This is a genomic window from Paludifilum halophilum, from assembly GCF_002245355.1.
In the GTDB taxonomy this organism is placed as follows: Bacteria; Bacillota; Bacilli; order Thermoactinomycetales; family DSM-45169; genus Paludifilum; species Paludifilum halophilum.
Genome location: NZ_NOWF01000005.1, coordinates 162,379 through 186,207, shown reverse-complemented (window position 1 = coordinate 186,207; position 23,829 = coordinate 162,379). Strand labels below are relative to the sequence as shown.

Genomic DNA, 23,829 nt, shown 5'->3' with positions numbered 1-23,829 from the left:
GGTCACAACCGACTCCACAAATCCAATGTTATGTAAAAATTCAAGGGTCTCGTCCATCACCATTTGTCCGACGGGCGATGGTCATCTTGGCATCCGTACAAATGATGACGGTTCCCCGTCGATCCGTTTGGAAAGAATCCAATGATCCCAAATTTCACACGAAAAAAACGAATCGAACAGCTCTACAAAGAACCGCCGGAAGATAAGCGGGTATGAAAACGATTCAGGAATATATACGATGGCGAACAAAAACAAACGTCACGAAGTGATTTTAAAAGAACAAAATAAGATCAAGGTTGCCTGAGCCCCTTCAGGCAACTTAGTTCTGCATTGATCCTCTGCTGGGGGAGGGTGGTAGGCCGTCTCCGATCTCTTGCAAAAAACGCAAAGGATCTACGCTGGCCTACCACTCTTCTATAGATAGCTTTTTACCCCAGTTTGGTAAACCTAGTATTGCTTTTTAAAACGGGACTCTATACTGCTACTCTAAATCAGAAAATTCCTTTCGCAGTAATTCATCGACATCACTGTGATCGGGTTCGTACAGTTTTGAAATCAATTCAGTAAACGAATCACAAATCGGAGTGATTGCTAGTCTTCGACTGTGTTTTTCATGGTCCCAAAAAACAATCTTCGGTTTTTCCTTATCGACCCTATAATCCAAACAAATAAAATTTCCGAACGGGTCGCTAGCTATAGGAAATATATCTGTAGGTAACCGATCTTTTATCGCACGATAATTTCGCAAAATATAATGTGGTTGGTTGGGGTCATAACTCAGTAAGCGGTCAAATACAGCCTCTTTTTCTCCTTTAAAATCGTAAGCGTCAGGGTCCGGAGAACCTCCGTGATTCTCTAAGACACATTCAATGTAGTCAGTGGGAAAATTTACTCCGAACTCCTTTTCTACTTTAGAAATATCTTCCCTTTGAATTTTCTTCCCTACATCTAACCATTCAATCAACACTCTATCCTCCTAATATTTCCCTTTTCGTCTTTCTTTTCCTCCACCCCAAATCTCCCTTCCGCCTGTATGTCCAGCTTTTGAGTGGATATATCGATCTACTAACTGCATTCTACCCTTATCCTGATGATGATGCCAAGTAAATCGACTAGGCGTTTTTCCTCGCTTAAGCAACTTAAGCTCATCATCAGTAAACTTACTACCCAAGTCAGGATTTTTTTGAGTCAATATATACAACTTTTTATTAAGATAAGTAAATTGTTTAGCATCTGAAGATAACCAAAGCTGTTCTGGTAAATCTAACTCCGCTGACTTCCACTGTTCAAAGTTAGGGAACCCTTTTTCATAAGGTACAGTTACCTTTGATCCATCTTCCATTTTAACAACTTTCTTTGTTCTTTTCCCACCTCTTATTGTCACCCATTCGCCTTTATAATTTTGTACTTCTTTATGTAAAACCACGGTTTTTCCTTTCCTTGGACCTCTTGTCAATGTCTTTGTCTTCTCTCTAACCTCTCCCGCCTTAGGATGAACTTTAGGAACAACACCTCCACCGCTCTTCCCAGAGGCCTTCCTATACCCATCCGCCGCTTCATCCGCACCCCTGATCCACGGCATGGCAAGGGTTCCATCGCCGCCGACTTCCATATTCCAACCAAACTGATTCATTGCCTTAGCCAGGGGTGGGACGGCTTTGTCAAGGAATAACCCGCCGCCGAAGGTGAGAGCCCCAATCACTCCGCCGCCGATCAAGGCTTTCTTCCAATTGAACGTTCCTTCTTTCATCCAATCGAAGGAAAACAGATCGGCGAAAGCTCCACTTCCACCGCCCAAGCTTTTCGGCAACCACTTACTTAAAAACGGACCGGCATATCTTCCGACCAAAGAGCCGACACCTTTGTAGACGGCACCGCCGACACCCAAACCGATTATACCCGCCAGTCCGCCATAGAACATCGATGAGCCGACATCATGACCTGAAACCCCTGAAAGGACACCATTCACGCTACTACCGCCCAGTATGCTGAATCCCAACGGTTTCGCTCCGGGAAGGGGTACAAATAATAATCCAACTCCGAGAACAGTTAACAAGGTAGCACCCGGATTCTCTACAATCCATTGATTGAGATCAAATCCGGTTAACTTACTCAGTTTCCCGGAAATCGACCCGAGGATAGGGAAACCATCCAAGAGCCACTTGATTTGCTCCTTCAAACTTCCTTCCTTGAAATCGTCCCATTCCGCTTGGAGTCCGTGGGACAGTTCATCTTTTACCCTCTGAAACTCGTCAGATAGAGTATCGTATCCGGCTTTGGCTCCCTCCATCGCCTTGTCCCAGGTATCAGACAGGTCGTCCCCAAGCTTCTCAAAAAAACCTTTCTCCTTTTTGGGATCGCTCTGTGAATCCGGTCCTTCGATGACGTTTCGGATTCGGAGGCTGTATCGCTGGATGAACCACAGCCTTTGAAGTCGTCGTTTCCAACTTTTCGGTTGATACAGTCAATATGAGCCTGGATGCCCGCGACAAAAAGCTTTTCCATCGTCGTGGTATACAACATCGCCGCCAGCAAAGCTCCTACGGCCATCATGGATGACATACTCAACCGTAGGAGACCCGGAACGATCGGATATAACCTCCTTCTTCAATCGAGTTATGAAATTCAATGACTGTCATTATCCCCTTTTCAAAACTAATGGCTAACCCAATTGTACATATTTCTGATATTTGGGATAATAAACTAAATTATATTCCCATCACCTGAAAATGCTCTGGAAAACAATTATCGATCAAGTCCAAAGTTCTATGTAAAGGTTCCCTTATAGAAGCTGCCGTTCAGAGTGGAAGCTGATGTCATAGTCCCGCCATTTCGGCAGGGCTTGTCTATCGGGTCCATTTTTCAATTTCCAGTGTCTCCCCATTCCAGCTCCACCCGCACCGTCTGCTTGACTCTTTTTCCCTCAGCGACCGAGCGAAGCCGAATATTCCCGTCATGCCTTTCCACGATTGTCGTTGTCGCCTTCATGCCGTTCATCCGGGTCGTCAACCGCCCCGACCAGGACGGATCGGAATGCAGTTTCTGCTGAACCCGAGCGATTCCGCTTTCCGCGGCGTACTGGGCGCGGATCATCTCCCACTCGCCCATCGCGGCGTGATGAGTCCGCACCGATTGAGAGACGGCGACTGTCACCAGTAGAAAGACCAGGATCATCACAGCCAGCACCATCGGCAGAACGATCCCCTGTGCCCCATCCGAAATTGTAGTTTGGTAATAGAGGCCATTACCCAGAACTTGAAGCGGATGGCACACCGCCACAGCCCGATGGGAGAAGGCACAGGCTGGTTCGCCATGATGGGGCAATCTCTTCGGTTCCGAATTAGCCGCCTATTCTTTGTTCCAACGACTGAAATTTGATGATCACAACGCTTCTAGGGCGTATCTTGTTATTCATGCTTCTTATGATAAATAAAGGGGGCTGGGATCAAATAATAAATTAAAGGTTTCTGAGAGGATGGGTTTTAATGGAGAGATGGAGTTATGAAGAAATTACTCAATATATCCGTGATGATTTTAGCGAATTTTTAATGGATGATCTTAATGTTAAGCAAGCAACTTCCAGAGTTCAAGTTGAATATCAAAATATTATTGAAGAGAGTTCTGTAGAGAAACTATTTATTTATATTGTACTGGCTAAATTAGGGTTAGAGCATGGAACTTTGCGTGATGACATCAAAGAGGAAGTTTTAAAAATGATTACGGAGGAAAAATTATTAAAGATCAAGGACGATCTCACTCCAAACGAGTACAAGAATTTAATGAAGGATACCCACGATTTACTGTCGCTTATTAACTCTAGATGATCAAATTAGCTAACATAAATATCTAATTAAAAGTTCACTGAGTTTAAGCAATATTAAGATATTCCTTGACTTGTTCTGAATACCCCACCAGTGTTTTACGGACGATTTTTGGAGGCGGTTACCTTCTCCATGGGTTAGATCCCGTACTTAAAGAGCCATTGATTGTCACCTGCTGTTCCATGGCAGGTTCTTTGTACCTTCCAGAAAGCCAAATGTAAATCTTCCGTCATTCGAATTTGGATCTGCATACGCCAAAGACGCCGAACTCGGGCACGGTCTAACCCATGCCATTCTTTCGCTTCGACGCAGAGATGCTCGACTCGTTTTCGCAAGTGCCGCACATAGGCTGTGACCGGCTGCCGGTTCAACTGTCGGACATCATTGCGTGCCTTCGCCCATTGAACCCGGAGCTTTCGCTGACGAAATCGATCGAGGCAAAAGGTGCATCGTTTCCAAGTCGGGATCGGCTCTTCCTCTTCCCTTTGTAGGGGAATATGAGGATCGAGTCCGAATTCAATCGCTTCCTTCAGAAAGTTTTTCTCCGCATAGCCTTTATCGGCGGCTAATTTCCGGGGCTGGGGAAGCTGTTGTTGAACCTGGGCGAGTAAACGGCGTCCGACTCGGGTTTCCGCATCCCCAGTAGCCAAAGTGGCTTCCGCCGCGAGAATGACCCCGGACGGGACATCGACGACATAGTGGCCGAGATAGCTGAGATGGGCTTCCTTTCCCTTTCCTTTTCGGTACAGGCGCACATCGGGGTCGGTTTTGGAGCGATGAGTGGCATTGGAAAACCGTTCGTTGTGAAAGTTCGGATCCCCGCCCTGCCGGGGAGGGGTGGGGATCATCCTCGTCGGAATCCTTCTCGTTCTTCGATTCCCTCTCTTCCATTTGCAGAACGGTCCCGATCCGTTCCAAACTGTTCACAGCCGCCCGTGCCGGAATTTGGGTTCCGTCGATGGCCCGTGTTTGTCCTTGCACCAAGCCTCTGTCGATGCACTGTTGAACCACTTGAGCCAAAATTTGATCCAACACCCCCGCTTTGGCCCAACGCTCCCGGGTTTTGATCAAGGTACTGCGATCCGGCACCGGATCGTTAAAGTCCAACCGGCAAAACCAGCGATACCCCGCGTGCATCGTCATTTCTTGATGCAACCGGTGGTCGTTGAGGTCAAACAGGTAGCCCAGAAGCATGGCGCAAAAAGCCACTTCGGGGTCGATGGAAGGACGCCCTTCGGAAACATAGAGGGGTTCCACCATCGGTCGCAGAAACGACAGATCCAGCACCCGGTCGATACGACGAAGGAGATGATTCTCGGGGATCAGGTCCTCCAAATTGACGTATTGGAACAACGCATTTTGTGGATTCCGCTTTCCCAGCATGAATATCTCCTCCGTCCAGGAAAATGGTTTCATCATGAGATTCTACAACTCGGACAGAAAACCCTGGCAAACGGACTTTTTCACAACGCTTCTAGAAGCGTTGTGATTTAATGTTCGATTCAAGAAGAGGAGGGGAGCGTTTACCCGAATTAGCGACTTTGCACCCACGGGCACCACAGAATTGATGGGCTAGCGCCCGAAGTAAAGGACGCTGTCCTACCCAGCGGAGAATCAGCCTGCAAGGGCGTTTAGGGGCAAAAGCTTCTTTGTGTTGCATCCGCAGGCATTTGCCCCTGCCCGCAGCAGGAAGATTCGGAGCGGCCAGTCCCTACACACCTCTGTAGGACAGCATAGTGAGACCCGAGAGCGAAGCGATCAAGGCGAGACTTATGCCCTTTGGGTGCAATCGGAGCGACTTCGGGTAAATGCTGCCGCTAACTTTTTCACAACGCTTCTAGCTAATCCTATTTATATATCTTTTGTAAAGGGATTTTCCGCTTCTACGATCCACGCATGTAGTAACGGAGATGAGCGGACAGATGGGAGAAATGTTCTCATCTTGAAATACAATCTGCGGGATCCCATAAAAAACATACTTAGGATTATCCAAAGGAAGTTCCCACACGCCGTCAAGATTTCTTCGGAAGGTCTCACCTACGTATCTTGCAAATTTATCTAGTTTTGCCCTGTCCGATTTGATCTCAGGAATGGTTTTGTAGTTGGATATAATCCATTCCTCTATACGTAGAAGCGATTTTGGAGAATAGTCCAATTGAAGCTCCTTCGGCATTTCCTCCACAAATTCATCTAAAATATCCCCCATCTCCATCAACCAATATTGGAATTTGTCATTCTCCTCTTCATTGTTAAGTATCTTTCTATCTTCCAATTATGTTCCACCTTTCTCAATATATTTGTACTTGATCCCTGCTTCCTCAAGGGCTTCAAGTAAAGGTTTGCTTGCCTTTGCATCTTCAAAAACCCAAGTAATATCCCAATCATCTTTAACCAGCATCGCATCTCTCTTGATTTCCCATCTGATTTCTTCTGTTAAAGAGAAATATCCTGAGCGTGGTGACGTTCCCGTTCTTGTTTTGTGTTCAATTCCCTTTTGAACTCCAACATCAGCAATATCTAAAACTCTCGTATGCCCATTAATTGTAATATCTACTTCTCGCTCACCCCAACCAATCCTCTCCCAGTAATCATTCATTGCCTTTTCAGATTTTTTGGCTCTATGAATATTATTGTCATAGTTCTTACTCCAATGCTCATAATCCCATGTTCCACCGCTTTCTTTATATTCCTCCCACCTTTGTGCTTTATGCTCTGGGGTTCCTGGCTTAAATTTTTCCTTGGTACCCCCGGTGCCCTTGCCCGCAGCCTTCCTATACCCATCCGCCGCTTCATCCGCACCCCTGATCCACGGCATCGCAAGGGTACCATCGCCGCCGACTTCAATGTTCCAACCCAATTGCTTCATCGCATGAGCCAGGGGTGGGACAGCCTTGTCAAGGAATAATCCACCGCCAAAGGTGAAAGCACCGATCACTCCACCGCCGATCAAGGCTTTCTTCCAATTAAACGTTCCTTCCTTCATCCAATCGAAGGAAAACAGATCGGCGAAGGCTCCGCTTCCACCACCTAAGCTTCGCGGCAACCATTTGCTTAAAAACGGGCCGGCATATCTTCCGACCAAAGAGCCGACACCTTTGTAGACGGCACCGCCGACACCCAAACCGATCATACCCGCCAGTCCGCCATAGAACATCGATGAGCCGACATCGTGGCCGGAAAGCCCTGAAAGGACACCATTCACGCTGCTGCCGCCAAGGATGCTGAATCCCAACGGTTGTTTCGGTACTTTAAAAGTGAAGGGCTATTTTCAGTCAAATAAAAAACCTCACTCCGCCTCTATAAACACGACGGAATGGGTTTTAAATAATCTAAGAACATCATTTTTAGTTTGATTCTTGCTCGTTCTCCTCTTTGACATTATGAAACATGGTATACAGAAAATCTCCTCTTCTTCTATCCACACATGTAATGACTTCTTGATGGGGACTTATTTCATCAACATTTTTCCCTGGAAAATACACAACGGGTAACCCATAAAAGGGATCTTTCTTCGGGTGATCAAGTTGGATCATCCATTTACCGGCTAATTCTTTTCTATACACTTGGCCTACGTAACGTACAAGGGAATCAAGTTTTTCTTTTTCATGTTCTTTAAGAATGTTTCCAACTGTTGGGTACTGATTTAAGATCCATTCTTCTAATCGAATCAAAGATTGGGGTGAATAGTCGAGATCAAGGCCATTAGGCATCTCCTCAATAAAGCGATCTAAAACATCTTCCATCTCCATAAGCCAAACTTCAAATCGATCAGCCTTACTTAAGTTCTCCCAATCAATACTTTCCATTTCTCTACTTACCACCTTTCTTAATAAACTTTATTCCAATGCCTGCCTGTTTTAATTCTTCAATTAGCGGCTTACTTGCATTCGCATTTTCGAAAACCCATATAATCTCCCAATCGCTTTTATTGACTAAGTATTTATCCTTTTCAATTTCCGACCTTATCTCTTTACCTATTATAATAGGTGAAACGAGATCGGCCGATCCACCACTGATCGACACAATGACTTCCTTATCTAAAGGCCATTGGTCAAGACTCTTTACTGCATTAAGTATAATATTTTCCTGAAGCACGGAGTCACGACTAAATACTTCTTTTCTAGAATTAAATACGTGAATCTGCTCAGGTCGCATCATAGAAAAAACGTTCTCTAAAGAGCCTAAAATAAGGGCCTGCAGTATAACTTCTAGGTGTAATATACACTAACTGCCCGCCTGCTCTTAAAAGAAAAGCAGACATCATCATAAATAAAGCATAAATGTTTGGTTGTCCATAGACCAATCAGGATTAATCAAAGCAACAGCGTTATCTAAAATAAAATCTTTATTAATTATATTGATCTTAATATTGACATCTTTTTCTGTTATGTACCTCTCTAAATACTCCATGCTGTTTTCTAAATAAGGAAAAATGTTTTTGTCTATCTCGTACAAATCAAGTTCTATGCTTCGAACTCCTAAATTACATAGCTCTTCACAAAGAGCACAGGAAAGCACACCAGAACCGGACCCTGGGTCAAGAATTTTAACATTATGGTCAGCATTTTTATTTATAAGCGACGCCATATATCTTGCTACTTCTACAGGTGAAAAGTATTGTGCATTAGTTTTTTTATGCCCTTTACTAATGGTCTTATTGTATTTCTCGCCGAGATAATCAGCATATTCGGTGGGTGTAATATTTGTCGTTTTATCCATAGTCCTTTCCTCCACCTCTTCGTCATCCAAATATGCTCTCTAACATATTAAAAAAAAGAGTAATCGCAGTAAGAAAAAGCTGGTCTTCTTTTAAATATTCTTTCGCCCTTTTCAACATCGTTTATACAAAACTATTGGCTGTCCAAGAGCTCTGTAATATAATCCATGCCCATAGATTAATAAAAAAAACTGAGACTCACATTCATCCGAAAAAAAACATTTTTCAGCACAAAAGAGTCAGCCACGATTTTCGAAAACCGATTGATCAGAAGTTTACATCAACAAATTCTAATGAGAAATGGATTAAAAGACATTATCTACCTCCCGATCCACGGGTGATTTTATTACCCATCTACCATCACCCATTGATTCAACAGTGGGATCGTCACTTTTTTGCTTCATTAGTCCACTTTACGAATACCATCAAAGCAAGTATGTCCAGGAAAGTGAACTGTTTGAACAATACATACATCAAAAGTTTTTATAGCCACTTAAAAATGGAATGTGTCGATTAAATTCAACCTATATTTGTCTATCGGAACGCAGCCTCTGCTGAACCCGAGCGATTTCGCTCTCTACGGTACACTAAGCTAAGTACTCGATCCAAGGGGGATTTACACAGTATTTCAAACATGGTTCCACAAAAAAGCAATACCCATACTAACCAAGGCAAAATATCTGTATCACCCCTTCAAAAAAGCACCCGGATAATTTGTTTTAATCCCTAATTCACCAAATGCTCAATAAAGCTTCTCTAGAAATTCAGTAAAAGAATTGCATACAAAACTTAATTGATTCTCTTCGTGGTACCAAAACACAACAATCGGGCATTTTTTGTCATGGTGATAATCGAAACAAATCAAGTTACCAGCGGCATCTATTGCAAAGGGAATAACTTTACCGTCAAAATATTGTTCTACAAAGTCTCCACCTAAACGTTGAACACTCTCATACTCGTCAGTATCAAAAGTGAGCAGACGATCGATTGACGCTTTGTACCTTTCCCCATATTCAAAACGGTTAGGTTCGGGATAACCTCCATGATATTTTTTCACAAACTGAATATAGTCCAGGGGAAAACAATATCCAAATATTTCCTCAACACCTTGAATCACACTTTCATCCACTGGATCCTCGTAATCTTCCCATTGAACATTTGTCATTTTTATACTCCTTTCACTCTCATTAGCGGTATTCTTCACCCCCACCCCAGATAGCTCGTCCACCCGTATGGGATGTTGGTTGATGAATTTCAGTAGGAACTAACTGGAGCTTTCCAGGTTCTTGATGATGATGCCATGTCAGCCCTCTGATTTTCTTTTTCCCAGCCTTGATGTCTTTTAACTGTTTGTCAGTAAAATTTTCTTCAAGTTCAGGCTTACGTTTTAGCAAATCATCAAGAGTACGTGTTGCTTCTTTAAATTGTTCAGTATCTGAGGCTAAATACTTGGATTGGTCTAGCTGATATTCAAACTTACTCCATTCATCGAATATAGGAAAACCATTATCATCATAAGGAACCCCAGTCTTGGGATGCGTCTCTCCTGCATATTTTCCTTTTATTACTTTATGTTTTGAACCGTCAGCATAAGTTACATACTTTATCTTCTCTCCTTTCTCAATTGCAGTTTCGACTTTCAGTTCATAATTCTCAACAGCTTTCTGTAGTTCTTCCCTACCAAGCTTACTTCCCCTACCACGTCCAACTGCTTTATTTACATTCTCCCCCGCCTCATCCGCACCCCTGATCCACGGCATCGCAAGGGTACCATCGCCGCCGACTTCAATGTTCCAACCCAATTGCTTCATCGCATGAGCCAGGGGTGGGACAGCCTTGTCAAGGAATAATCCACCGCCAAAGGTGAGAGCACCGATTACTCCACCGCCGATCAAGGCTTTCTTCCAATTGAACGTTCCTTCTTTCATCCAATCGAAGGAAAACAGATCGGCGAAAGCTCCACTTCCACCGCCCAAGCTTTTCGGCAACCACTTACTTAAAAACGGACCGGCATATCTTCCGACCAAAGAGCCGACACCTTTGTAGACGGCACCGCCGACACCCAAACCGATCATACCCGCCAGTCCGCCATAGAACATCGATGAGCCGACATCGTGGCCGGAAAGCCCTGAAAGGACACCATTCACGCCGCTGCCGCCAAGAATGCTGAATCCCAAGGGTCTCGCTCCGGGAAGGGGTACAAATAAAAGTCCAACTCCAAGCACATTTAACAGAGTAGCTCCCGGGTTGTCTACGATCCATTGATTGAGATCCAATCCGGTCAACTTTCTCAGTTTCCCGGAAATCGACCCGAGAGGGGAACCATCCAAGAACCACTTAATTTGGTCCTTCAAACTTCCTTCCTTAAAATCGCCCCATTCCGCTTGGAGTCCGTCGGACAGTTCATCTTTCACCCTTTGAAACCCGTCAGATAGAGTATCGTATCCGGCTTTGGCTCCCTCCATCGCCTTGTCCCAGGTATCAGACAGGTCGTCCCCAAGCTTCTCAAAAAAACCTTTCTCCTTTTTGGGATCGCTCTGTGAATCCGGGTCCTTCGATGACGTTTCGGATTCGGAGGCTGTATCGCTGGATGAACCACAGCCTTTGAAGTCGTCGTTTCCAACCTTTTGGTTGATACAGTCGATATGAGCCTGGATGCCCGCGACAAAAAGCTTTTCCATCGTCGTGGTATACAACATCGCCGCCAGCAAAGCTCCTACGGCCATCATGGATGACATACTCAACCGTAGGAGACCCGGAACGATCGGATATAACCTTCTTCAATCGAGTTATGAAATTCAATGACTGCGGACCTCCCTGTTGTAGAGAAGCTCTACCTTTCCGATCTTTCCAAACCAATATTTTAAAAAATAATTAAAGAGGAAAGGTTCCGTTAAATATAATTATTCCTATTCCCAATTTTCATACAATCATATAAAATGTTCATGAAAAAGTAAATAACATAAAAGATTGGAAGGTGGTTTTTTTATGAAAAACCTACAGATCAAGACTTTTGTGGTGGTAAAATGTCAACCAATTTGTAAGATAAGTGTACAATAAACTGGGGACTGACTATGAAATGGAGAGTGATAAAAATGCTCGATCCAAACAAAGTGGGGGAAGTCATCCGGAAAACGAGAAAAGAAAAGGGGTTACGTCTTGAAGATTTGTCGGATGATCAAATTTCACCGGCTACCATCAGCAATATCGAGCGGGGTATTCCCCATGTGAAAGCAGACAAAACCGTTTATTTGATGGATAAAATAGGAATTGATTCGGAAGACCTTCCCAATCTTATTGAAACCTATCAGGTGGAACGAAGTGAAACGGAAATCCGCTTAAAGGCTATCGAATGCATGATTGACGCGGGAAAAACAAAAGAAGCTTTGGACCAACTGAAAGAAATCAGGGAATCAGACCATGACCCATTCGGACCCACGATTTATTTTCTAGAGGGGAAAGGCCGCCAAAGAGAAAATAACTGGCCAAAAGCGGAACGAGCTTACTTTACGGCGATCCAATTGGCAAGCAAGCCTGAAGACCGCTCCAACATCGAGGCGGCCAGTTTTAATGAACTCGGCCGGTGTGCTTTCTTTCAAAACCGTTTGGATCAGGCGATCGATTTTACGGAAAGCGGGTTGGACGCCTTTAATGACAAAGGGGATCGTACTTATTACAAGCACATTTTATTGGCTAACAAAACCACCTATTTGGAGAAGCTGGGACGGTTGGAGGAAGCCAACCGAATCATCCATGAGATGTGGGAGGATATAGAGACGATAAAAAGCCTTCCCGTGGTCCTTTTACTTTATAAAATCCGGTCCAATCTGTATCGGAAAAGTAAAATGTATGATGATGCCGTACAGTGCGCCTTAGAGGGAATTGAACTCGCCCGAATTAACGGAGATTACGATCGGACCTTTGACCTGTGGGCAGTATTGGGGAACACCTATCTCATGTGTAGAAAAGCCGATTTAGCGAAAACGGCATTTTATACAGCTTTGAGCCTTGCTCATTCCATGCAAGTAAAAAACACAACGGTAAACGTCTATGCTCAGCTGGGAGCATTGTACATGGAAGAAGGACAATACTTAAGGGCTGAAGCAGAAATTCAGAAAGGGATTGAGATTGCAAGGGAAGTTCGCGATCATATTTCTTTGTCTAATGCCTTGATTGTATTGGGTGAATGTTTCATTGCTCAAGGAAAAAATAAAGAAGCGATTTATCCTCTTGAGGAGGCGCTTGAAATATCAAAAAAATTGAAATTGGAAAACCAGGAAACTCGTACTTTATTACTACTTTCCCAAGCCTGGGAACCCCTTGATGAAAAAAAGTTTACTGAATACGTTCGACAACTCTATAAAATAGAGGTTGACATCGTTTAGGAAACGCTCTTATCGCTGTTTTGGGCGTCGGTTTCCCAAGCTTGGAGAATTGAGCAGAGACGGCGGAAAATCCTATCGGCGGTATCCAGGTTAGCAGTTCGTCAAAATCTATTCCTATCGGAGGGTAATCCAGTTGAGCGGCTTATGCCGCCTTTTTTTCAACTGAAATTAAAATAACCCCCTCCAAGTCACAGTAAAAGACTTACTTTTACTGTGGACTCAAAGGGGATTCTACCCGCATATCGGTTATGGTTTTCAACCCTTGATCTCCATAGAGGAGCCTCCCAAGTTGTGAAAGGTGATTTCCGGCCGGGAGCGCAGACGGATGTTGAAAGCAGTCTGTCCCAATCCGTCGCTGATATAGAACGCCCGGTTATCGTGGTAATGCAACCCGCTGATAATATTTTGACAGGGCAGGCGGCCCATTTTGCGCAAGTGATAGGGCTTGGGCCAATGAATCTGTCCGCCGTGAAAGTGGCCGGACAGAAGATAATCGAAATGGTGATCCATTTCCAACACGATGTTGGGATCATGGGTGAGGACCAGATTGATTCCCTCACCGACCCCCTCAAAGGCGCGGTCGGCGTCACTCCGCCCGGTGTAGTAATCGTCGATTCCGATGATGTTCAAGGTGTGATCGCCCAGAGGGATGCTCGTATGCTCGTTGTTCAGGACGACACATCCCCGCTTTTCCATCTCCCGCTGCAGATCGGGCAGATGTTCCTCAATGCAGTAATCATGATTGCCAAAGACGGCAAACATCCCGTAGCGGGGCTTAAGAGAGGCGAGTGCATCCATATATTCCAAAAATGATTCCGTCTTGCGTGCCGTATCCAAGTAATCCCCGGTTAAAGCGATTAAATCGATCGTTTCCTGATTGACCCGATTCAGCAGAGCCTCCGGCGTGATGGACAACTTCTCCATATGAAGATCAGACAGGTGGAGAATGCGGAGTCCTTGATCATCCAGCGGATGAGAGACTTCGATCTTGACGCGTTTGATCATCGGTTTAAAGGTATTCCGACGGGCGACAGCCCAAATCACCATTATGATTGCCACGAGAATCGTCAGTGCCCAAATCAAGGATTCTCACCACCATTCTACTCCCAGATACCTTATTTATCTTAAAGCAAAACAAGCTTTTCGTCGAGTCAAAGCAGCATGAAAAAACCTTGGAATGTATCCAAGGTTTTCCTGGCTGGGGAGGCAGGGATCGAACCTGCGTATCACGGAGTCAAAGTCCGTTGCCTTACCGCTTGGCTACTCCCCACTGTGATGTACGGTTATGGGCCGCATCCGGGGAGGGGGGATCAGTCCCTGCAATACGACGCCTCGGATCCATCCACCTGTCGGCTCTTTCCTCCGCCTCGTTACCGGCAGTCTTACTATGTGTAAGAGACCGAGATCTTATACACCTCGTTTTTTTAAGATAAATACTGCAAAATGACTTGTGCCGCATCCAGGGAAGAACGGGGCTTGCCCAAGCCTTTGGCCCGCCGGCTCATTTCCTCCCACCGGCCGGGATCCTGCATCAACGGGTGAATATGCCGGGGAATGGAACGGGGTTGATCCTGGCGAAGAGCCACCCGTTGTTCCGTTAAAAACCGACTGTTCCGCTCTTCCTGACCGGGAATGGGACGACAGATGAGAAGCGGCAGACCCGTGGCCAGAGCTTCGGAACTGGTCAGACCGCCGGGTTTGGAAACAATCAAGTCCGAGGCGCTCATCCAATCCGCCATGCGGTCCACATACCCGAGAAGGCGGATATTCGGTTTACCGTCAAACCGGGACCGCAAACGTTCCAATAAACTTTTGTTTTTACCGGTGATCACCACCAGCTGGGCTTCCGGCATTTCCCGGTCAAACTGCTTAATCGCATGTTCCAGGGGACCGAGACCGACTCCTCCCCCCATCAACAAAACGGTGAATGGATCCGGATCCATCGCCATCTCGACCCGAACCTCGCGCTTCGGGGATGGGGTCCTTGAAAAGGCCGGATCGATCGGAATCCCGGTTCGGTAAATACGTTCTCCGGGAATTCCGTGTCGGGACTGAAGCTTGTCAGCTACGCTTTCATGGGCCACCAGATAAAAGTCGACCGAAGGATGAACCCAAAAACCGTTCACATCAAAGTCGGTAATGGCCGTTCCCAGCCGAAAAGGAATCCGGCCCCGCTCCTTTACCACCCCTGCCGCTCCCAGGCAAAAAGCGTGGGTACAAACCACCACTTGCGGGCGCACTTGATCGAAGTATTCCTCCAACTTATGAGCCAGTACTTTTCCCAGGGAAGATCGAAAGGTGTCGCTGAACTCTTCCTCCTTGCTGTACGCCGCCCCCCATAAACCCGGGGCGAATTGAAGGGTATTCAAGTAGACTCTGCGGACGAACCCCTCCAGCTGGCGGCTGAAATGGGGTAATCCGCATGTGATGTCCACGGGCAACCGAGGTTCAACATGCTGCAACCCCTTTAAGACCGCGTCAGCTGCCCGGTAATGTCCATTTCCACCGATGGTCTCTGTTAAAATCAGTACTTTACTCATTGGACGCCCCCGTATGATAACGCTGAATAAATTCCACACGCGGAATAAATACCCGTTTGGGAACCAATTGATTCGTTTTGATCTGCAATCGTTGCCATCCGCAGGGATGGCAGTGAAATAGAATCCATTTCAGCAACTGGGTTTTCAACCAAATCCGCCATTGCCCAGGCAAATCCGCTGTACTGAACCCCAGTTTTTCAGCACCCCGATGCAGGAACGTCGTCCCCAACAACATTTTGATTTCCCCGGACCGGGGATGATCAGCCAGATAAGAGGCCAAAGCCGGCAAGGATCGCCGAATCGACTTGAGAACGGCCAATTCCCCTTTGAAATCCATCCTCCAATGCTCCGGAGGTGAGAAATCTCTTAACAAATGAGCGATCTGAACATTGTGCAGGTGCAATTTGGCGTATAGATCACCCGGTTTTAAGCGAATGCCCTCCCGGGTGGTCAAAGGTTCTCCGCGGTAGGTTTTGACAATCACTCGAAATAAGTTTCCATTTTGATGATCGACATATTGGAGACGGGTAACATGATAATAAAGCGTATCACAGATCCGCCAAGCCGTAAGAAATCCGGCAGCCATACGGTTTTCCTCCTTACCGAATTGCGACCGGTTTTAGTATGGGCAAGCCGGTGTCGGAGCATACCAAAACACCCGCCGGGCGGTCAACCGCGCGCCGACGGGTGAAAACAGGAGTAAAAACCGACTTTTCCCGGCTTTAAGGAGTTCTTCGGGTTCTCCGCCAACGGCCGATGAGGAGTACACCGGCCGTGAGTCCGAGGGGAACCACCCAGGAAATCCCTTGCACTTGTTTCCACAGTCTCTCGTGAAGGATCGGGTCTTCCACGATCAACTGACCCGCTGTGTAGCCGAGAATGCCCGCCCCTACATAAACCAGCCAGGGAAGCTTATTCATAACCACAGCAACCAGCTTACTTCCCCACATCAGGATCGGGATGCTTAACGCCAACCCGAACAGGACGAGCCAAAAATTCCCGTGGGCAGCGCCGGCCACAGCCAAAACATTATCCAGACTCATCACGACATCGGCGACGATAATCGTTCTGATGGCGGACTTCAAACCGTCATCCATACGGAGATCCGCCTCCCCGCCTTCGTCCGCCAGCAGCTTAACGGCGATCCAGAGCAGGAGAAGACCCCCGATCGCTTTCAAAAGGGGAATCTTCAACAGCCAAACCGCGATCAGCGTCAAGGTCACCCGCAGGATCACCGCCGCCAGCGTTCCGTACAGGATCGCCTTTTTCCGCTGTTCCTGAGGAAGCTTCCGTGCCGCCATTCCGATGACAACCGCATTGTCGCCGCTCAACACCAAGTCGAGAATAATAATATTGATAAAACCAATCCAAAATTGGATGTCCATCACATGATCCAACCCTTCATTCCATCACAAAAAAACTCTGCGGGATCATATTTAAGATAGCATTTTAACATCCTCTTTATCAGGGTAAGTATTGGATGAAACCGCGAAGGAGGGATCCTGTATGAAATTAAAACCCGAGGAGATCGAAGCCCGTCTATGTGATTTTCCCGAATGGTCCCAGCAGAATGGAAAAATGACCCGGATTTTCCGTTTCGACACGTACCTGGATGGAGTCCGCTTTGTCCAGCGCACCGCTGATATCGCCGAAGAGCTGAACCACCACCCGGACATGCTTCTCAGCTACGGTCAAGTGGAAGTGAGCGTCACCACCCATGACGCCGGCGGGATCACAGAAAAGGATTTTGAGTTGGCTCACAGGATCGAAGAGGCCGGCTGAACAGATCACATTCCCAATAAATGACGGATCACTTGGAAATTGAGGTTGGGAACCACCTGCATCGAATAGGGAACCTCCACTCGTTCCCATTGTTTATGAGCATCCATTCCGTAAGGACCGATGTTGACGACCGGAATGTCCAGGGATTGAATCGCTTCCACATCCATCCGGTGTTTTGTGCCCCATGCGGGCATATTTTTTTGCAGGGCGGAGATCCCTTCGGGATCGTCACTGATCGCAACAAAACTCATATCCGAAATATAAGGAAAAAAGTTGCGAACCTGGATCGGTCGGGAGTAGTGGGGCTGAACTTCTTTCACCGCCCGGTTGACCGCTCCGATCAGACGTCGTTCCCGGTCGTCCTTCTCACTGAGGACGATTCGGGGAAAATAAACCGAAGAATAAAACAAAACGATCCCCGGTGTGTCCTCGCCTCTCCAATTCCACAATTCCTCCACCATTTTGCAGCTGTATTCCCTGAGATCCAATTCTTTCTCGTTGAGCAGATTCATGGCGAACTGGTGCATTCCCCGTTGGAATTCACTGCCGAAGCGGGAGAGACACTCCTCATACAATTCTTCATAGGTGTAAACCCGGGGTTGGAAAGTCTCCAACGGCTGCCGGGAATTGCCGCTGTAACGGCTAAACCGGAGATAACGGTCCCTGTATTGATCGACAGCCGCGGCAAAGCATTCCTCCGCCACCCCCTTCAAACGAATCAGAACATCCTTCGGAGACCAGCTGTGGACGAAAAAGTTATAATAAACAAAAGCGGACAAAGGTGTCTGCACATCGTATTTCTTTTTCAGATCCGTCTGTTTGAGGGAGACCGGGGGTTGAGTCACTTCCCCGTATAACTCATCGCAAAATTCGGGGTTGTAATCGAGACGAGCGGTCAATTCCACCGCCACCAGATTGGGGTCAAACCCCTCAAAGGGTTGCCCGGCATGGGTACCCTTGCCGGCGATGAAAAAGGAGGGCAAAAGCTTTCCGACGGTACCCAGGTAAACATATCGATTTTCGTCCCCGTCAAATTGGGGGGATGTATAGTCCGTATTGATCGCGCCGACATAACTCAATTCCTCTTCCTGCGCCAGATGAAGCAAATCTTTGACAGCGGATTGGATCCCCCTGGAATTATCCTCTTCGTCGCATTCGGAAACAAAGAGGATGTTTCCATTCAACTCGTTCAGGTGCTCGGCATAATACCGGGTCAGCGCGATGTTACCGGCCACGCCGCTTTTCATATCGACGGTCCCCCGTCCGCAGATCCAGTCTCCGGTATCGATATCCTGCCGGACTCTCGCTTGTACCTTTCCTTCCCGCCAATGCTCAATCAAATCATCCGGGAAAAAGGCGAGCCGCTTCCATTTACCGTAGTCCTCCACCCCCACCGTGTCCATATGCCCCATCAGGATCACCGTTTCCTGGAGATCGGCGTTTTTTCCCTTGACCAAGGCCAAGACGTTATAACGCTCCCGTTCATCCCCTTCTGTCTTGCACAAGCGCAAATGGGTCGGATGTTCCCGGAAATAAGGGAGTTCCCGGAAGTAGTTATAAATCTTATAGGCAATATCCCGCTCACCGATGGTTCCGTTGATACTCGGATGTTGGACCAACTCTTTCGTCAGGGACAAGACTTCTTCCTTGAATTCCAGCATCCAACCCCTCCCATTTGAATCTGTGTTTTGAAATAGGGCGGCGGATGCGTCCCTCCGCTTGCGGGAGGAAGCGGCATCCGCCACATCAGAAGTAAGAGAACTCTTCCGTTTGTTCCGGGGTGATACAGATCTGTTCCGTTTGTTCCACCGCTTCCCTGACCAGCCGATCCACCTCCAGTTTGGACTCCAACTCCCTGGATTTGTCCACTCGGGGACGGGTGACGGGTGATTTGGGCTGGAAAACGGTACAGCAGTCTTCATAGGGAAGAACCGATGTTTCATAAGTACCGATCTGCTTCGAGATCGTCATGATCTCCTGTTTATCCATTCCGATCAGGGGGCGCAGGATGGGGATTTGGGCGGCGTCATTGATCGCATTCATGCTCTCCAGGGTCTGACTGGCCACCTGTCCCAAACTTTCCCCGGTTACCAGTGCCAACGCTTTTTGGCGGCGAGCCGTTTCTTCAGATATGCGCATCATCATTCTGCGCATGATCGTGATCAGATACGAAGGCGTACAACGTTCCCGGATCTGCGTTTGCACCTCGGTAAAGGGGACCACATGCAGACGGATGGTACCCCCGTAACGGGTCATCATCCGGGCGAGATCAATCACCTTTTGTTTGGCGCGATTGCTGGTAAAGGGGTAACTGTGAAAATGAACGGCTTCCAGATCCGCCCCCCGTTTCATGGACAGATATCCCGCCACCGGGCTGTCGATGCCTCCGGAAAGCATCAGCATGACACGGCCACTGCTCCCGACGGGCAGTCCGCCCGGCCCCGGGATATTTTCCCCGTAAAGATAGGTTTCCTTCCCCCGGACTTCGATGTGCAACTCCAACTCCGGTTGGTGCACGTCCACCCGGATTCCTTGGACACCTTTGAGCACCGCCGTCCCCACCGTCCGGTTGATTTCTTGGGAAGTGTGGGGGAAAGTCTTATCCGCCCGCTTGGCGACGACCTTGAACGTACTCGGCGGCGACTGCCGGTGACGAACCAGATGCACTGCCGCCTCCCGGATGGCATCCATATCGGAGGCGACCCGTTTCGCCGGAGAAATCCCGACGACACCGAACACTTCGGACAACGCCTGGAGCACCGGTTTCGATCCGTGATCGCCGGGATCGACAAAGATGCGGCCAAAGGTTTTTCGCACTTTTACACCGGGGAAAGGCTTTAATTTTTCATGGATATTTTGCACCAGCCGGTTCTCAAAATCGGCACGGTTATTTCCTTTTAAGGCCAGTTCTCCATATCGAACCAATATCAAATCTTTCATCTTCCATGCACCTTCATCACTTGTTGTAGTTGAGGGATCACTTTGAGCAACGCCGCTTCACACATCCGGATATCCTCTTCCGACGTCTCCAGTCCCATACTGATCCGAATCGTACCCACTGCAGTCCCCTCATCCAGACCCATCGCCATTAACACCCGGCTCGGCTTTTCCCCTTTGGAGGAACAGGCCGACTTACTGGATACATAAATCCCTTCCTGCTCCAGAGCGTGAACGATCACTTCCGACTTCAAACCCGGAAAAGAAACGGAGAGAATATGCGGTGCTCCCCCGTCTTCCGATACATCCCCGTTGATACGGATTTCTTCCCACTCCCGGGTCAACCGGTCGATTAGAGACGTTTTCCACCGGTAATGAGCAGGTGTCGCCGCTTTCCTTTTACACTGGGCGGAGACAGCCGCTTTGGCAAATCCGGCGATACCGGGAACGTTTTGTGTTCCGGAGCGATATCCTTCCTCCTGCCCGCCGCCTGCCAAAAGCGGGGTCAGCTTCACCCCTTCCCGAATATGCATACAGCCGATCCCTTTGGGGCCGTGAATTTTATGTCCGGAAAGGGTCAATAAATCAATGCCCCAGTCCGCAGGTCGAACCTCCAATTTACCGTAGGATTGAACCGCATCCACATGAAACAGGATCTTCGGGTACTTTTTCAACAATCGTCCGATTTCCTCAACCGGTTGGATCGTGCCCGTCTCATTATTCACATGCATGACAGAGACCAGTACCGTCTCCTCCGTCAGCGCCTGTTTCACATCTTCGACCTGAACTCGGCCCTCTCGATCCACCGGGAGATAAGTTACTTCCCAACCCCGGTCTTCCAGCTGCCGCATCACCTGATGAACCGAAGCATGCTCCACTTCCGTGGTGACCAGGTGTTTCCCCCGGCCGGCGTATTGATCCGCCACCCCTTTAATCGCTTCATTATTCGCTTCGGTTCCCCCGGATGTAAATACCAGGCTTCGCGGCGAAACCCCCAACGTTTTGGCTACCGCTTCCCGCGCTTGTTTGATCAGGCGTTCCGCTTTCCCTCCCAAATCATGGAGAGAGGAAGGGTTTCCGTAAATATTTTTCATCACATCGGTCATCACCCGAACCACTTCGGGATCCGGGCGAGTCGTCGCACTGTTATCCAAATATACCATAGCCGTTTCATCCTCTGCTCAAAATCGATCCGTCCGTTTCCCGCCCGGACCTCCTGAAAGTACACGATCCGGGCAAAAGGCCTTATGACATCATACCATATTGAGCCTCCCGGGTGAATGGATGCGGGGCGGCTTCATCGCTCTTTATCCTCCCCGGAAATCGACAACGCCTATACCGATCCGGTTCGACGGAGAGAGGATTGGCGAACTTCCAGCCGGGAAGGGAGAACCACCTCTTTATTCATCGGTTGCCGTCCCGCATGCCCCAACCGGTCCATCAACAGTTCCATCGCTTCTCTCCCCAGTTCGTAGGAAAGAATCCGCACACTGGTCAGGGGTGGATCCGTATAGGTCATCAGGGGCGTATCATTAAAGCCGACCACCCCCAATTCCTCGGGAACCGATAAATGAAAATGCTTCGCATACCGAAGCGTCCCCAAAGCAAATAAATCATCCGCCGCCAGGACCGCGTCGAAGAACACCCCTCGCTCCTTGAGGCTGTACAAAGCGCGAAAACCGCCTTCTTCGGAAAAGTCCGCCGAAACGACCCGTTCCTCTCGAAAGGGAAATCCCTGCTCCAATAAAGCTTGCTTATAACCTTGCAAACGGTCCATGCTGACGACCAAATCCTCAGGACCGGAAATAAAGGCGACGTTCCTATAACCTTGATCCAGCAAATGCCGAGTCGCTTGATAAGAAGCTTGTTGATTATCGTTGTTGACCGAAAGAGCGGGAACCTCCGCACTGCGACCGATAATCACAAAAGGGGTTCCCTCCCGCTCCAGAATGGGAATCAATGAATCCTTTACCCGCGAAGTGGAAACAATCAGCCCGTCCACACGCCGTTCACGGATCAACTGTAGACACTTTTCCCCTTCCTCCTCTTGATTCATACTGATGGAGAGAAGGATATTGTAATCCCTTGTCTGGGCGGCGGAAGACATCCCCCGCAAAACTTCCGAAAAAAAAGGGTTAGAAAAGGCCTGATCCGCCTGTCGGGACAAGGTAAAACCCACCGTCCGGGTATGACTTCTCGCCAGACTGCGGGCAATGGCATTGGGCACATAATGCACTTCCTCCATCGCTCTCCAGACCCGTTCCTTGGTCCGATTGCTGATCCGGCTGCTTCCTGCGACCACCCGGGAAACCGTTGACGGGGACACCCCCGCGATTTTGGCGACATCCTTAATCGTAGCCATGATCGGAACTCCTTTGCACTACTAAAAATTTCAATCCCGAGGCAACGGCTCTTGCAACCGCTTCCAGCTCCATTATATATGATTTTTCGCCTTTTTTCCCTCCCAGTGGCAATATTCCGCTTTCTCCCCTTCCTCCTTCTTCTCGAATCACTTTCGGCTATAATAGTAGAAAAGCGGGGAATTGACCGCAAACCATGGAGGAGGTGCGAAAGACGTGGAACGGGATCAAATCCGATTGACACAATTATCCGCCAAAGCGGGGTGAGGGTGTAAAATCGGTCCTTCGGACCTGGCGCAGGTCCTGCGCCACTTACCCCAGGAAACAGACGATCCGGAAGTCCTGGTCGGACTGGCGGAGCCCGACGATGCCGGTGTGATCCGCATCGGTGAGGAAACGGCTCTCGTTCAGAGCGTGGACTTTTTCACTCCCGTTGTGGACAACGCCTATGACTTCGGTCAGATCGCGGCAGCCAACAGTCTGAGCGACGTTTACGCCATGGGAGCGAGACCGATCACCGCCCTCAACCTGGTCGCCTATTCGGTCCGTCATCTGAACCCGGCTGTCCTCGCGGACATCCTCCGCGGAGCGTCGGATAAAGTTCGGGAAGCAGGCGCTTCTATCATCGGCGGCCACTCCATCGACGATCCCGAACCCAAATTCGGAATGGCGGTCACCGGAATGATTCACCCGGACCGAATTTGGCGTAAAAGCGGCGCACGTCCCGGAGACAAGCTGATCCTGACCAAACCCGTCGGTGTCGGCATCCACACCACGGGCATCAAGCGAGACAAAATCTCGGAGGAGGAAATCCGCCGAGTCACCCGTGTGATGGCTTCTCTCAACAAGACGGCCGCTGAAGTTCTCAGTGGCTACGATGTCCGCGCCTGTACCGATGTCACCGGCTTCGGACTTTTGGGCCACGCCTTTGAGATGGCCCGGGCCGGTTGCACCGGGTTGCAAATCGATTCTCAAGACGTGCCGGTCCTCCCCCGGACGGAAGAGCTGGCGGAGGAAGGCATCGTCCCCGGAGGTACCAAAGCCAACGCCGGCTGGCTTCAGGATTGCCTCCGGTTTGATGAAGGAGTCCAGGAGACGATGCGCACCATCCTCTGCGACGCCGTAACCTCCGGCGGCCTTCTCGCCGCCCTGCCGGAAGGTCAAGCGGAGCGCGCCCTGGACGCTCTTCATCAGAATGGGCTGGAAGAGGCCCGTATCATCGGCCGCGTCGTCGAGGAACATCCGGCGGTCATTCGTATCCGGTAAAAAGCCCCCCTTTTCCCAATC

The 23,829-nt window shown here is 48.4% G+C and carries 24 protein-coding genes, 1 tRNA gene and 1 pseudogene; 4 read left to right on the top strand and 22 right to left on the bottom strand.

Features of this window, described 5'->3' with window-relative positions; genetic code table 11:
- Positions 1-481: 481 nt before the first annotated feature.
- The 3 genes from CHM34_RS09770 to CHM34_RS09760 all read right to left on the bottom strand — a co-directional run bounded on the left by CHM34_RS09770 (position 482) and on the right by CHM34_RS09760 (position 3,189).
- A complete protein-coding gene (locus tag CHM34_RS09770) occupies positions 482-964 on the bottom strand; it encodes an SMI1/KNR4 family protein (RefSeq protein WP_169713676.1) in 483 nt (160 codons plus the stop codon).
- 12 nt (positions 965-976) lie between these two features.
- Entirely contained in the window at positions 977-2,290 is a 1,314-nt protein-coding gene (locus CHM34_RS09765) for an HNH endonuclease (RefSeq protein WP_094264417.1), read from the bottom strand.
- A gap of 572 nt (positions 2,291-2,862) precedes the next feature.
- Positions 2,863-3,189 carry a hypothetical protein gene (locus CHM34_RS09760; RefSeq protein ID WP_094264416.1) on the bottom strand — a complete coding sequence of 109 codons (327 nt, stop codon included), beginning with the start codon at positions 3,187-3,189 and terminating at the stop codon, positions 2,863-2,865.
- 296 nt (positions 3,190-3,485) lie between these two features.
- On the opposite strand from CHM34_RS09760, the gene CHM34_RS09755 reads away from it, so the two are divergent.
- A complete protein-coding gene (locus CHM34_RS09755; protein WP_094264415.1) occupies positions 3,486-3,824 on the top strand; it encodes an Imm3 family immunity protein in 339 nt (112 codons plus the stop codon).
- 134 nt (positions 3,825-3,958) lie between these two features.
- Here CHM34_RS09755 and CHM34_RS09750 read toward each other — a convergent pair whose 3' ends face one another.
- From CHM34_RS09750 to CHM34_RS09710, 10 genes and pseudogenes are all read right to left on the bottom strand, one after another.
- Positions 3,959-4,669, bottom strand: coding sequence for a transposase (locus CHM34_RS09750; RefSeq protein WP_094264414.1), 711 nt, complete (start codon positions 4,667-4,669; stop codon positions 3,959-3,961).
- A gap of 262 nt (positions 4,670-4,931) precedes the next feature.
- Positions 4,932-5,204: pseudogene (locus CHM34_RS20430) on the bottom strand (transposase); the annotation flags it as partial.
- 454 nt (positions 5,205-5,658) lie between these two features.
- Positions 5,659-6,093, bottom strand: coding sequence for a hypothetical protein (locus CHM34_RS09740; RefSeq protein WP_094264412.1), 435 nt, complete (start codon positions 6,091-6,093; stop codon positions 5,659-5,661).
- On the bottom strand, positions 6,094-7,023 hold the full coding sequence (locus CHM34_RS09735; protein ID WP_094264411.1) for a hypothetical protein: 930 nt from the start codon (positions 7,021-7,023) through the stop codon (positions 6,094-6,096).
- A gap of 142 nt (positions 7,024-7,165) precedes the next feature.
- Complete coding sequence (locus CHM34_RS09730) at positions 7,166-7,627, bottom strand: hypothetical protein (RefSeq protein WP_094264410.1); 462 nt, start codon at positions 7,625-7,627, stop codon at positions 7,166-7,168.
- Between the two features lie 4 nt (positions 7,628-7,631).
- Positions 7,632-7,979 (bottom strand): hypothetical protein, encoded by a 348-nt coding sequence (locus tag CHM34_RS09725; protein WP_094264409.1) that lies wholly within the window; start codon positions 7,977-7,979, stop codon positions 7,632-7,634.
- Positions 7,966-8,082, bottom strand: coding sequence for a hypothetical protein (locus CHM34_RS20350; RefSeq protein ID WP_439116320.1), 117 nt, complete (start codon positions 8,080-8,082; stop codon positions 7,966-7,968). The genes CHM34_RS09725 and CHM34_RS20350 overlap by 14 nt, the downstream gene beginning before the upstream one ends.
- 2 nt (positions 8,083-8,084) lie before the next feature.
- Positions 8,085-8,540: an N-6 DNA methylase gene (locus tag CHM34_RS09720; RefSeq protein WP_094264408.1), complete on the bottom strand. Its 456-nt coding sequence runs from the start codon at positions 8,538-8,540 to the stop codon at positions 8,085-8,087.
- Between the two features lie 740 nt (positions 8,541-9,280).
- Positions 9,281-9,703, bottom strand: coding sequence for an SMI1/KNR4 family protein (locus tag CHM34_RS09715; RefSeq protein WP_094264407.1), 423 nt, complete (start codon positions 9,701-9,703; stop codon positions 9,281-9,283).
- A 22-nt stretch (positions 9,704-9,725) separates the two neighbouring features.
- The gene (locus CHM34_RS09710; RefSeq protein WP_169713674.1) at positions 9,726-11,264 is read right to left on the bottom strand and encodes an HNH endonuclease; all 1,539 of its coding nucleotides are present in this window, start codon (positions 11,262-11,264) and stop codon (positions 9,726-9,728) included.
- A gap of 369 nt (positions 11,265-11,633) precedes the next feature.
- Between CHM34_RS09710 and CHM34_RS09705 the strand changes: the two genes are divergently transcribed.
- On the top strand, positions 11,634-12,923 hold the full coding sequence (locus CHM34_RS09705; protein ID WP_169713673.1) for a tetratricopeptide repeat protein: 1,290 nt from the start codon (positions 11,634-11,636) through the stop codon (positions 12,921-12,923).
- Between the two features lie 255 nt (positions 12,924-13,178).
- On the opposite strand, the gene CHM34_RS09700 is transcribed toward CHM34_RS09705, so the two are convergent.
- The 5 genes from CHM34_RS09700 to CHM34_RS09680 form a co-directional block, all read right to left on the bottom strand.
- On the bottom strand, positions 13,179-13,970 hold the full coding sequence (locus CHM34_RS09700; RefSeq protein ID WP_094264532.1) for a metallophosphoesterase: 792 nt from the start codon (positions 13,968-13,970) through the stop codon (positions 13,179-13,181).
- 148 nt (positions 13,971-14,118) lie between these two features.
- Positions 14,119-14,193: transfer RNA gene (locus CHM34_RS09695), tRNA-Gln, on the bottom strand.
- Between the two features lie 154 nt (positions 14,194-14,347).
- Positions 14,348-15,463: an MGDG synthase family glycosyltransferase gene (locus tag CHM34_RS09690; RefSeq protein WP_094264404.1), complete on the bottom strand. Its 1,116-nt coding sequence runs from the start codon at positions 15,461-15,463 to the stop codon at positions 14,348-14,350.
- Positions 15,456-16,049 carry a YkoP family protein gene (locus CHM34_RS09685; RefSeq protein WP_094264403.1) on the bottom strand — a complete coding sequence of 198 codons (594 nt, stop codon included), beginning with the start codon at positions 16,047-16,049 and terminating at the stop codon, positions 15,456-15,458. The genes CHM34_RS09690 and CHM34_RS09685 overlap by 8 nt, the downstream gene beginning before the upstream one ends.
- Before the next feature lie 136 nt (positions 16,050-16,185).
- The gene (locus tag CHM34_RS09680) at positions 16,186-16,848 is read right to left on the bottom strand and encodes a TerC family protein (RefSeq protein WP_094264531.1); all 663 of its coding nucleotides are present in this window, start codon (positions 16,846-16,848) and stop codon (positions 16,186-16,188) included.
- 121 nt (positions 16,849-16,969) lie between these two features.
- On the opposite strand from CHM34_RS09680, the gene CHM34_RS09675 reads away from it, so the two are divergent.
- Positions 16,970-17,245 (top strand): 4a-hydroxytetrahydrobiopterin dehydratase, encoded by a 276-nt coding sequence (locus CHM34_RS09675; RefSeq protein WP_094264402.1) that lies wholly within the window; start codon positions 16,970-16,972, stop codon positions 17,243-17,245.
- Between the two features lie 5 nt (positions 17,246-17,250).
- Here CHM34_RS09675 and CHM34_RS09670 read toward each other — a convergent pair whose 3' ends face one another.
- From CHM34_RS09670 to CHM34_RS09655, 4 genes are all read right to left on the bottom strand, one after another.
- Positions 17,251-18,906 carry a M20/M25/M40 family metallo-hydrolase gene (locus CHM34_RS09670; RefSeq protein WP_094264401.1) on the bottom strand — a complete coding sequence of 552 codons (1,656 nt, stop codon included), beginning with the start codon at positions 18,904-18,906 and terminating at the stop codon, positions 17,251-17,253.
- An 85-nt stretch (positions 18,907-18,991) separates the two neighbouring features.
- A complete protein-coding gene (gene thiI, locus CHM34_RS09665; RefSeq protein ID WP_094264400.1) occupies positions 18,992-20,185 on the bottom strand; it encodes a tRNA uracil 4-sulfurtransferase ThiI in 1,194 nt (397 codons plus the stop codon).
- A complete protein-coding gene (locus CHM34_RS09660; protein WP_094264399.1) occupies positions 20,182-21,345 on the bottom strand; it encodes a cysteine desulfurase family protein in 1,164 nt (387 codons plus the stop codon). The genes thiI and CHM34_RS09660 overlap by 4 nt, the downstream gene beginning before the upstream one ends.
- A 170-nt stretch (positions 21,346-21,515) precedes the next feature.
- Positions 21,516-22,544, bottom strand: coding sequence for a LacI family DNA-binding transcriptional regulator (locus CHM34_RS09655; protein WP_094264398.1), 1,029 nt, complete (start codon positions 22,542-22,544; stop codon positions 21,516-21,518).
- Positions 22,545-22,758: 214 nt separating this feature from the next.
- Here CHM34_RS09655 and selD point away from each other — a divergent pair, with 214 nt between their 5' ends.
- Positions 22,759-23,808: a selenide, water dikinase SelD gene (gene selD / locus CHM34_RS09650; RefSeq protein ID WP_094264397.1), complete on the top strand. Its 1,050-nt coding sequence runs from the start codon at positions 22,759-22,761 to the stop codon at positions 23,806-23,808.
- Positions 23,809-23,829 lie beyond the last annotated feature (21 nt).

What these genes read in the sequence shown, in the direction of transcription:
- CHM34_RS09765 (WP_094264417.1), bottom strand. Translation starts at nt 2,290, where the DNA reads ATGGAGGGAGCCAAAGCCGGATACGATACTCTATCTGACGAGTTTCAG.
- CHM34_RS09760 (WP_094264416.1), bottom strand. Translation starts at nt 3,189, where the DNA reads ATGGTGCTGGCTGTGATGATCCTGGTCTTTCTACTGGTGACAGTCGCC.
- CHM34_RS09755 (WP_094264415.1), top strand. Translation starts at nt 3,486, where the DNA reads ATGGAGAGATGGAGTTATGAAGAAATTACTCAATATATCCGTGATGAT.
- CHM34_RS09750 (WP_094264414.1), bottom strand. Translation starts at nt 4,669, where the DNA reads ATGATCCCCACCCCTCCCCGGCAGGGCGGGGATCCGAACTTTCACAAC.
- CHM34_RS09730 (WP_094264410.1), bottom strand. Translation starts at nt 7,627, where the DNA reads ATGGAAAGTATTGATTGGGAGAACTTAAGTAAGGCTGATCGATTTGAA.
- CHM34_RS09725 (WP_094264409.1), bottom strand. Translation starts at nt 7,979, where the DNA reads ATGATGCGACCTGAGCAGATTCACGTATTTAATTCTAGAAAAGAAGTA.
- CHM34_RS20350 (WP_439116320.1), bottom strand. Translation starts at nt 8,082, where the DNA reads ATGTCTGCTTTTCTTTTAAGAGCAGGCGGGCAGTTAGTGTATATTACA.
- CHM34_RS09720 (WP_094264408.1), bottom strand. Translation starts at nt 8,540, where the DNA reads ATGGATAAAACGACAAATATTACACCCACCGAATATGCTGATTATCTC.
- CHM34_RS09715 (WP_094264407.1), bottom strand. Translation starts at nt 9,703, where the DNA reads ATGACAAATGTTCAATGGGAAGATTACGAGGATCCAGTGGATGAAAGT.
- CHM34_RS09710 (WP_169713674.1), bottom strand. Translation starts at nt 11,264, where the DNA reads ATGGCCGTAGGAGCTTTGCTGGCGGCGATGTTGTATACCACGACGATG.
- CHM34_RS09705 (WP_169713673.1), top strand. Translation starts at nt 11,634, where the DNA reads ATGCTCGATCCAAACAAAGTGGGGGAAGTCATCCGGAAAACGAGAAAA.
- CHM34_RS09700 (WP_094264532.1), bottom strand. Translation starts at nt 13,970, where the DNA reads ATGGTGATTTGGGCTGTCGCCCGTCGGAATACCTTTAAACCGATGATC.
- CHM34_RS09690 (WP_094264404.1), bottom strand. Translation starts at nt 15,463, where the DNA reads ATGAGTAAAGTACTGATTTTAACAGAGACCATCGGTGGAAATGGACAT.
- CHM34_RS09685 (WP_094264403.1), bottom strand. Translation starts at nt 16,049, where the DNA reads ATGGCTGCCGGATTTCTTACGGCTTGGCGGATCTGTGATACGCTTTAT.
- CHM34_RS09680 (WP_094264531.1), bottom strand. Translation starts at nt 16,848, where the DNA reads ATGGACATCCAATTTTGGATTGGTTTTATCAATATTATTATTCTCGAC.
- CHM34_RS09675 (WP_094264402.1), top strand. Translation starts at nt 16,970, where the DNA reads ATGAAATTAAAACCCGAGGAGATCGAAGCCCGTCTATGTGATTTTCCC.
- CHM34_RS09670 (WP_094264401.1), bottom strand. Translation starts at nt 18,906, where the DNA reads ATGCTGGAATTCAAGGAAGAAGTCTTGTCCCTGACGAAAGAGTTGGTC.
- thiI (WP_094264400.1), bottom strand. Translation starts at nt 20,185, where the DNA reads ATGAAAGATTTGATATTGGTTCGATATGGAGAACTGGCCTTAAAAGGA.
- CHM34_RS09660 (WP_094264399.1), bottom strand. Translation starts at nt 21,345, where the DNA reads ATGGTATATTTGGATAACAGTGCGACGACTCGCCCGGATCCCGAAGTG.
- CHM34_RS09655 (WP_094264398.1), bottom strand. Translation starts at nt 22,544, where the DNA reads ATGGCTACGATTAAGGATGTCGCCAAAATCGCGGGGGTGTCCCCGTCA.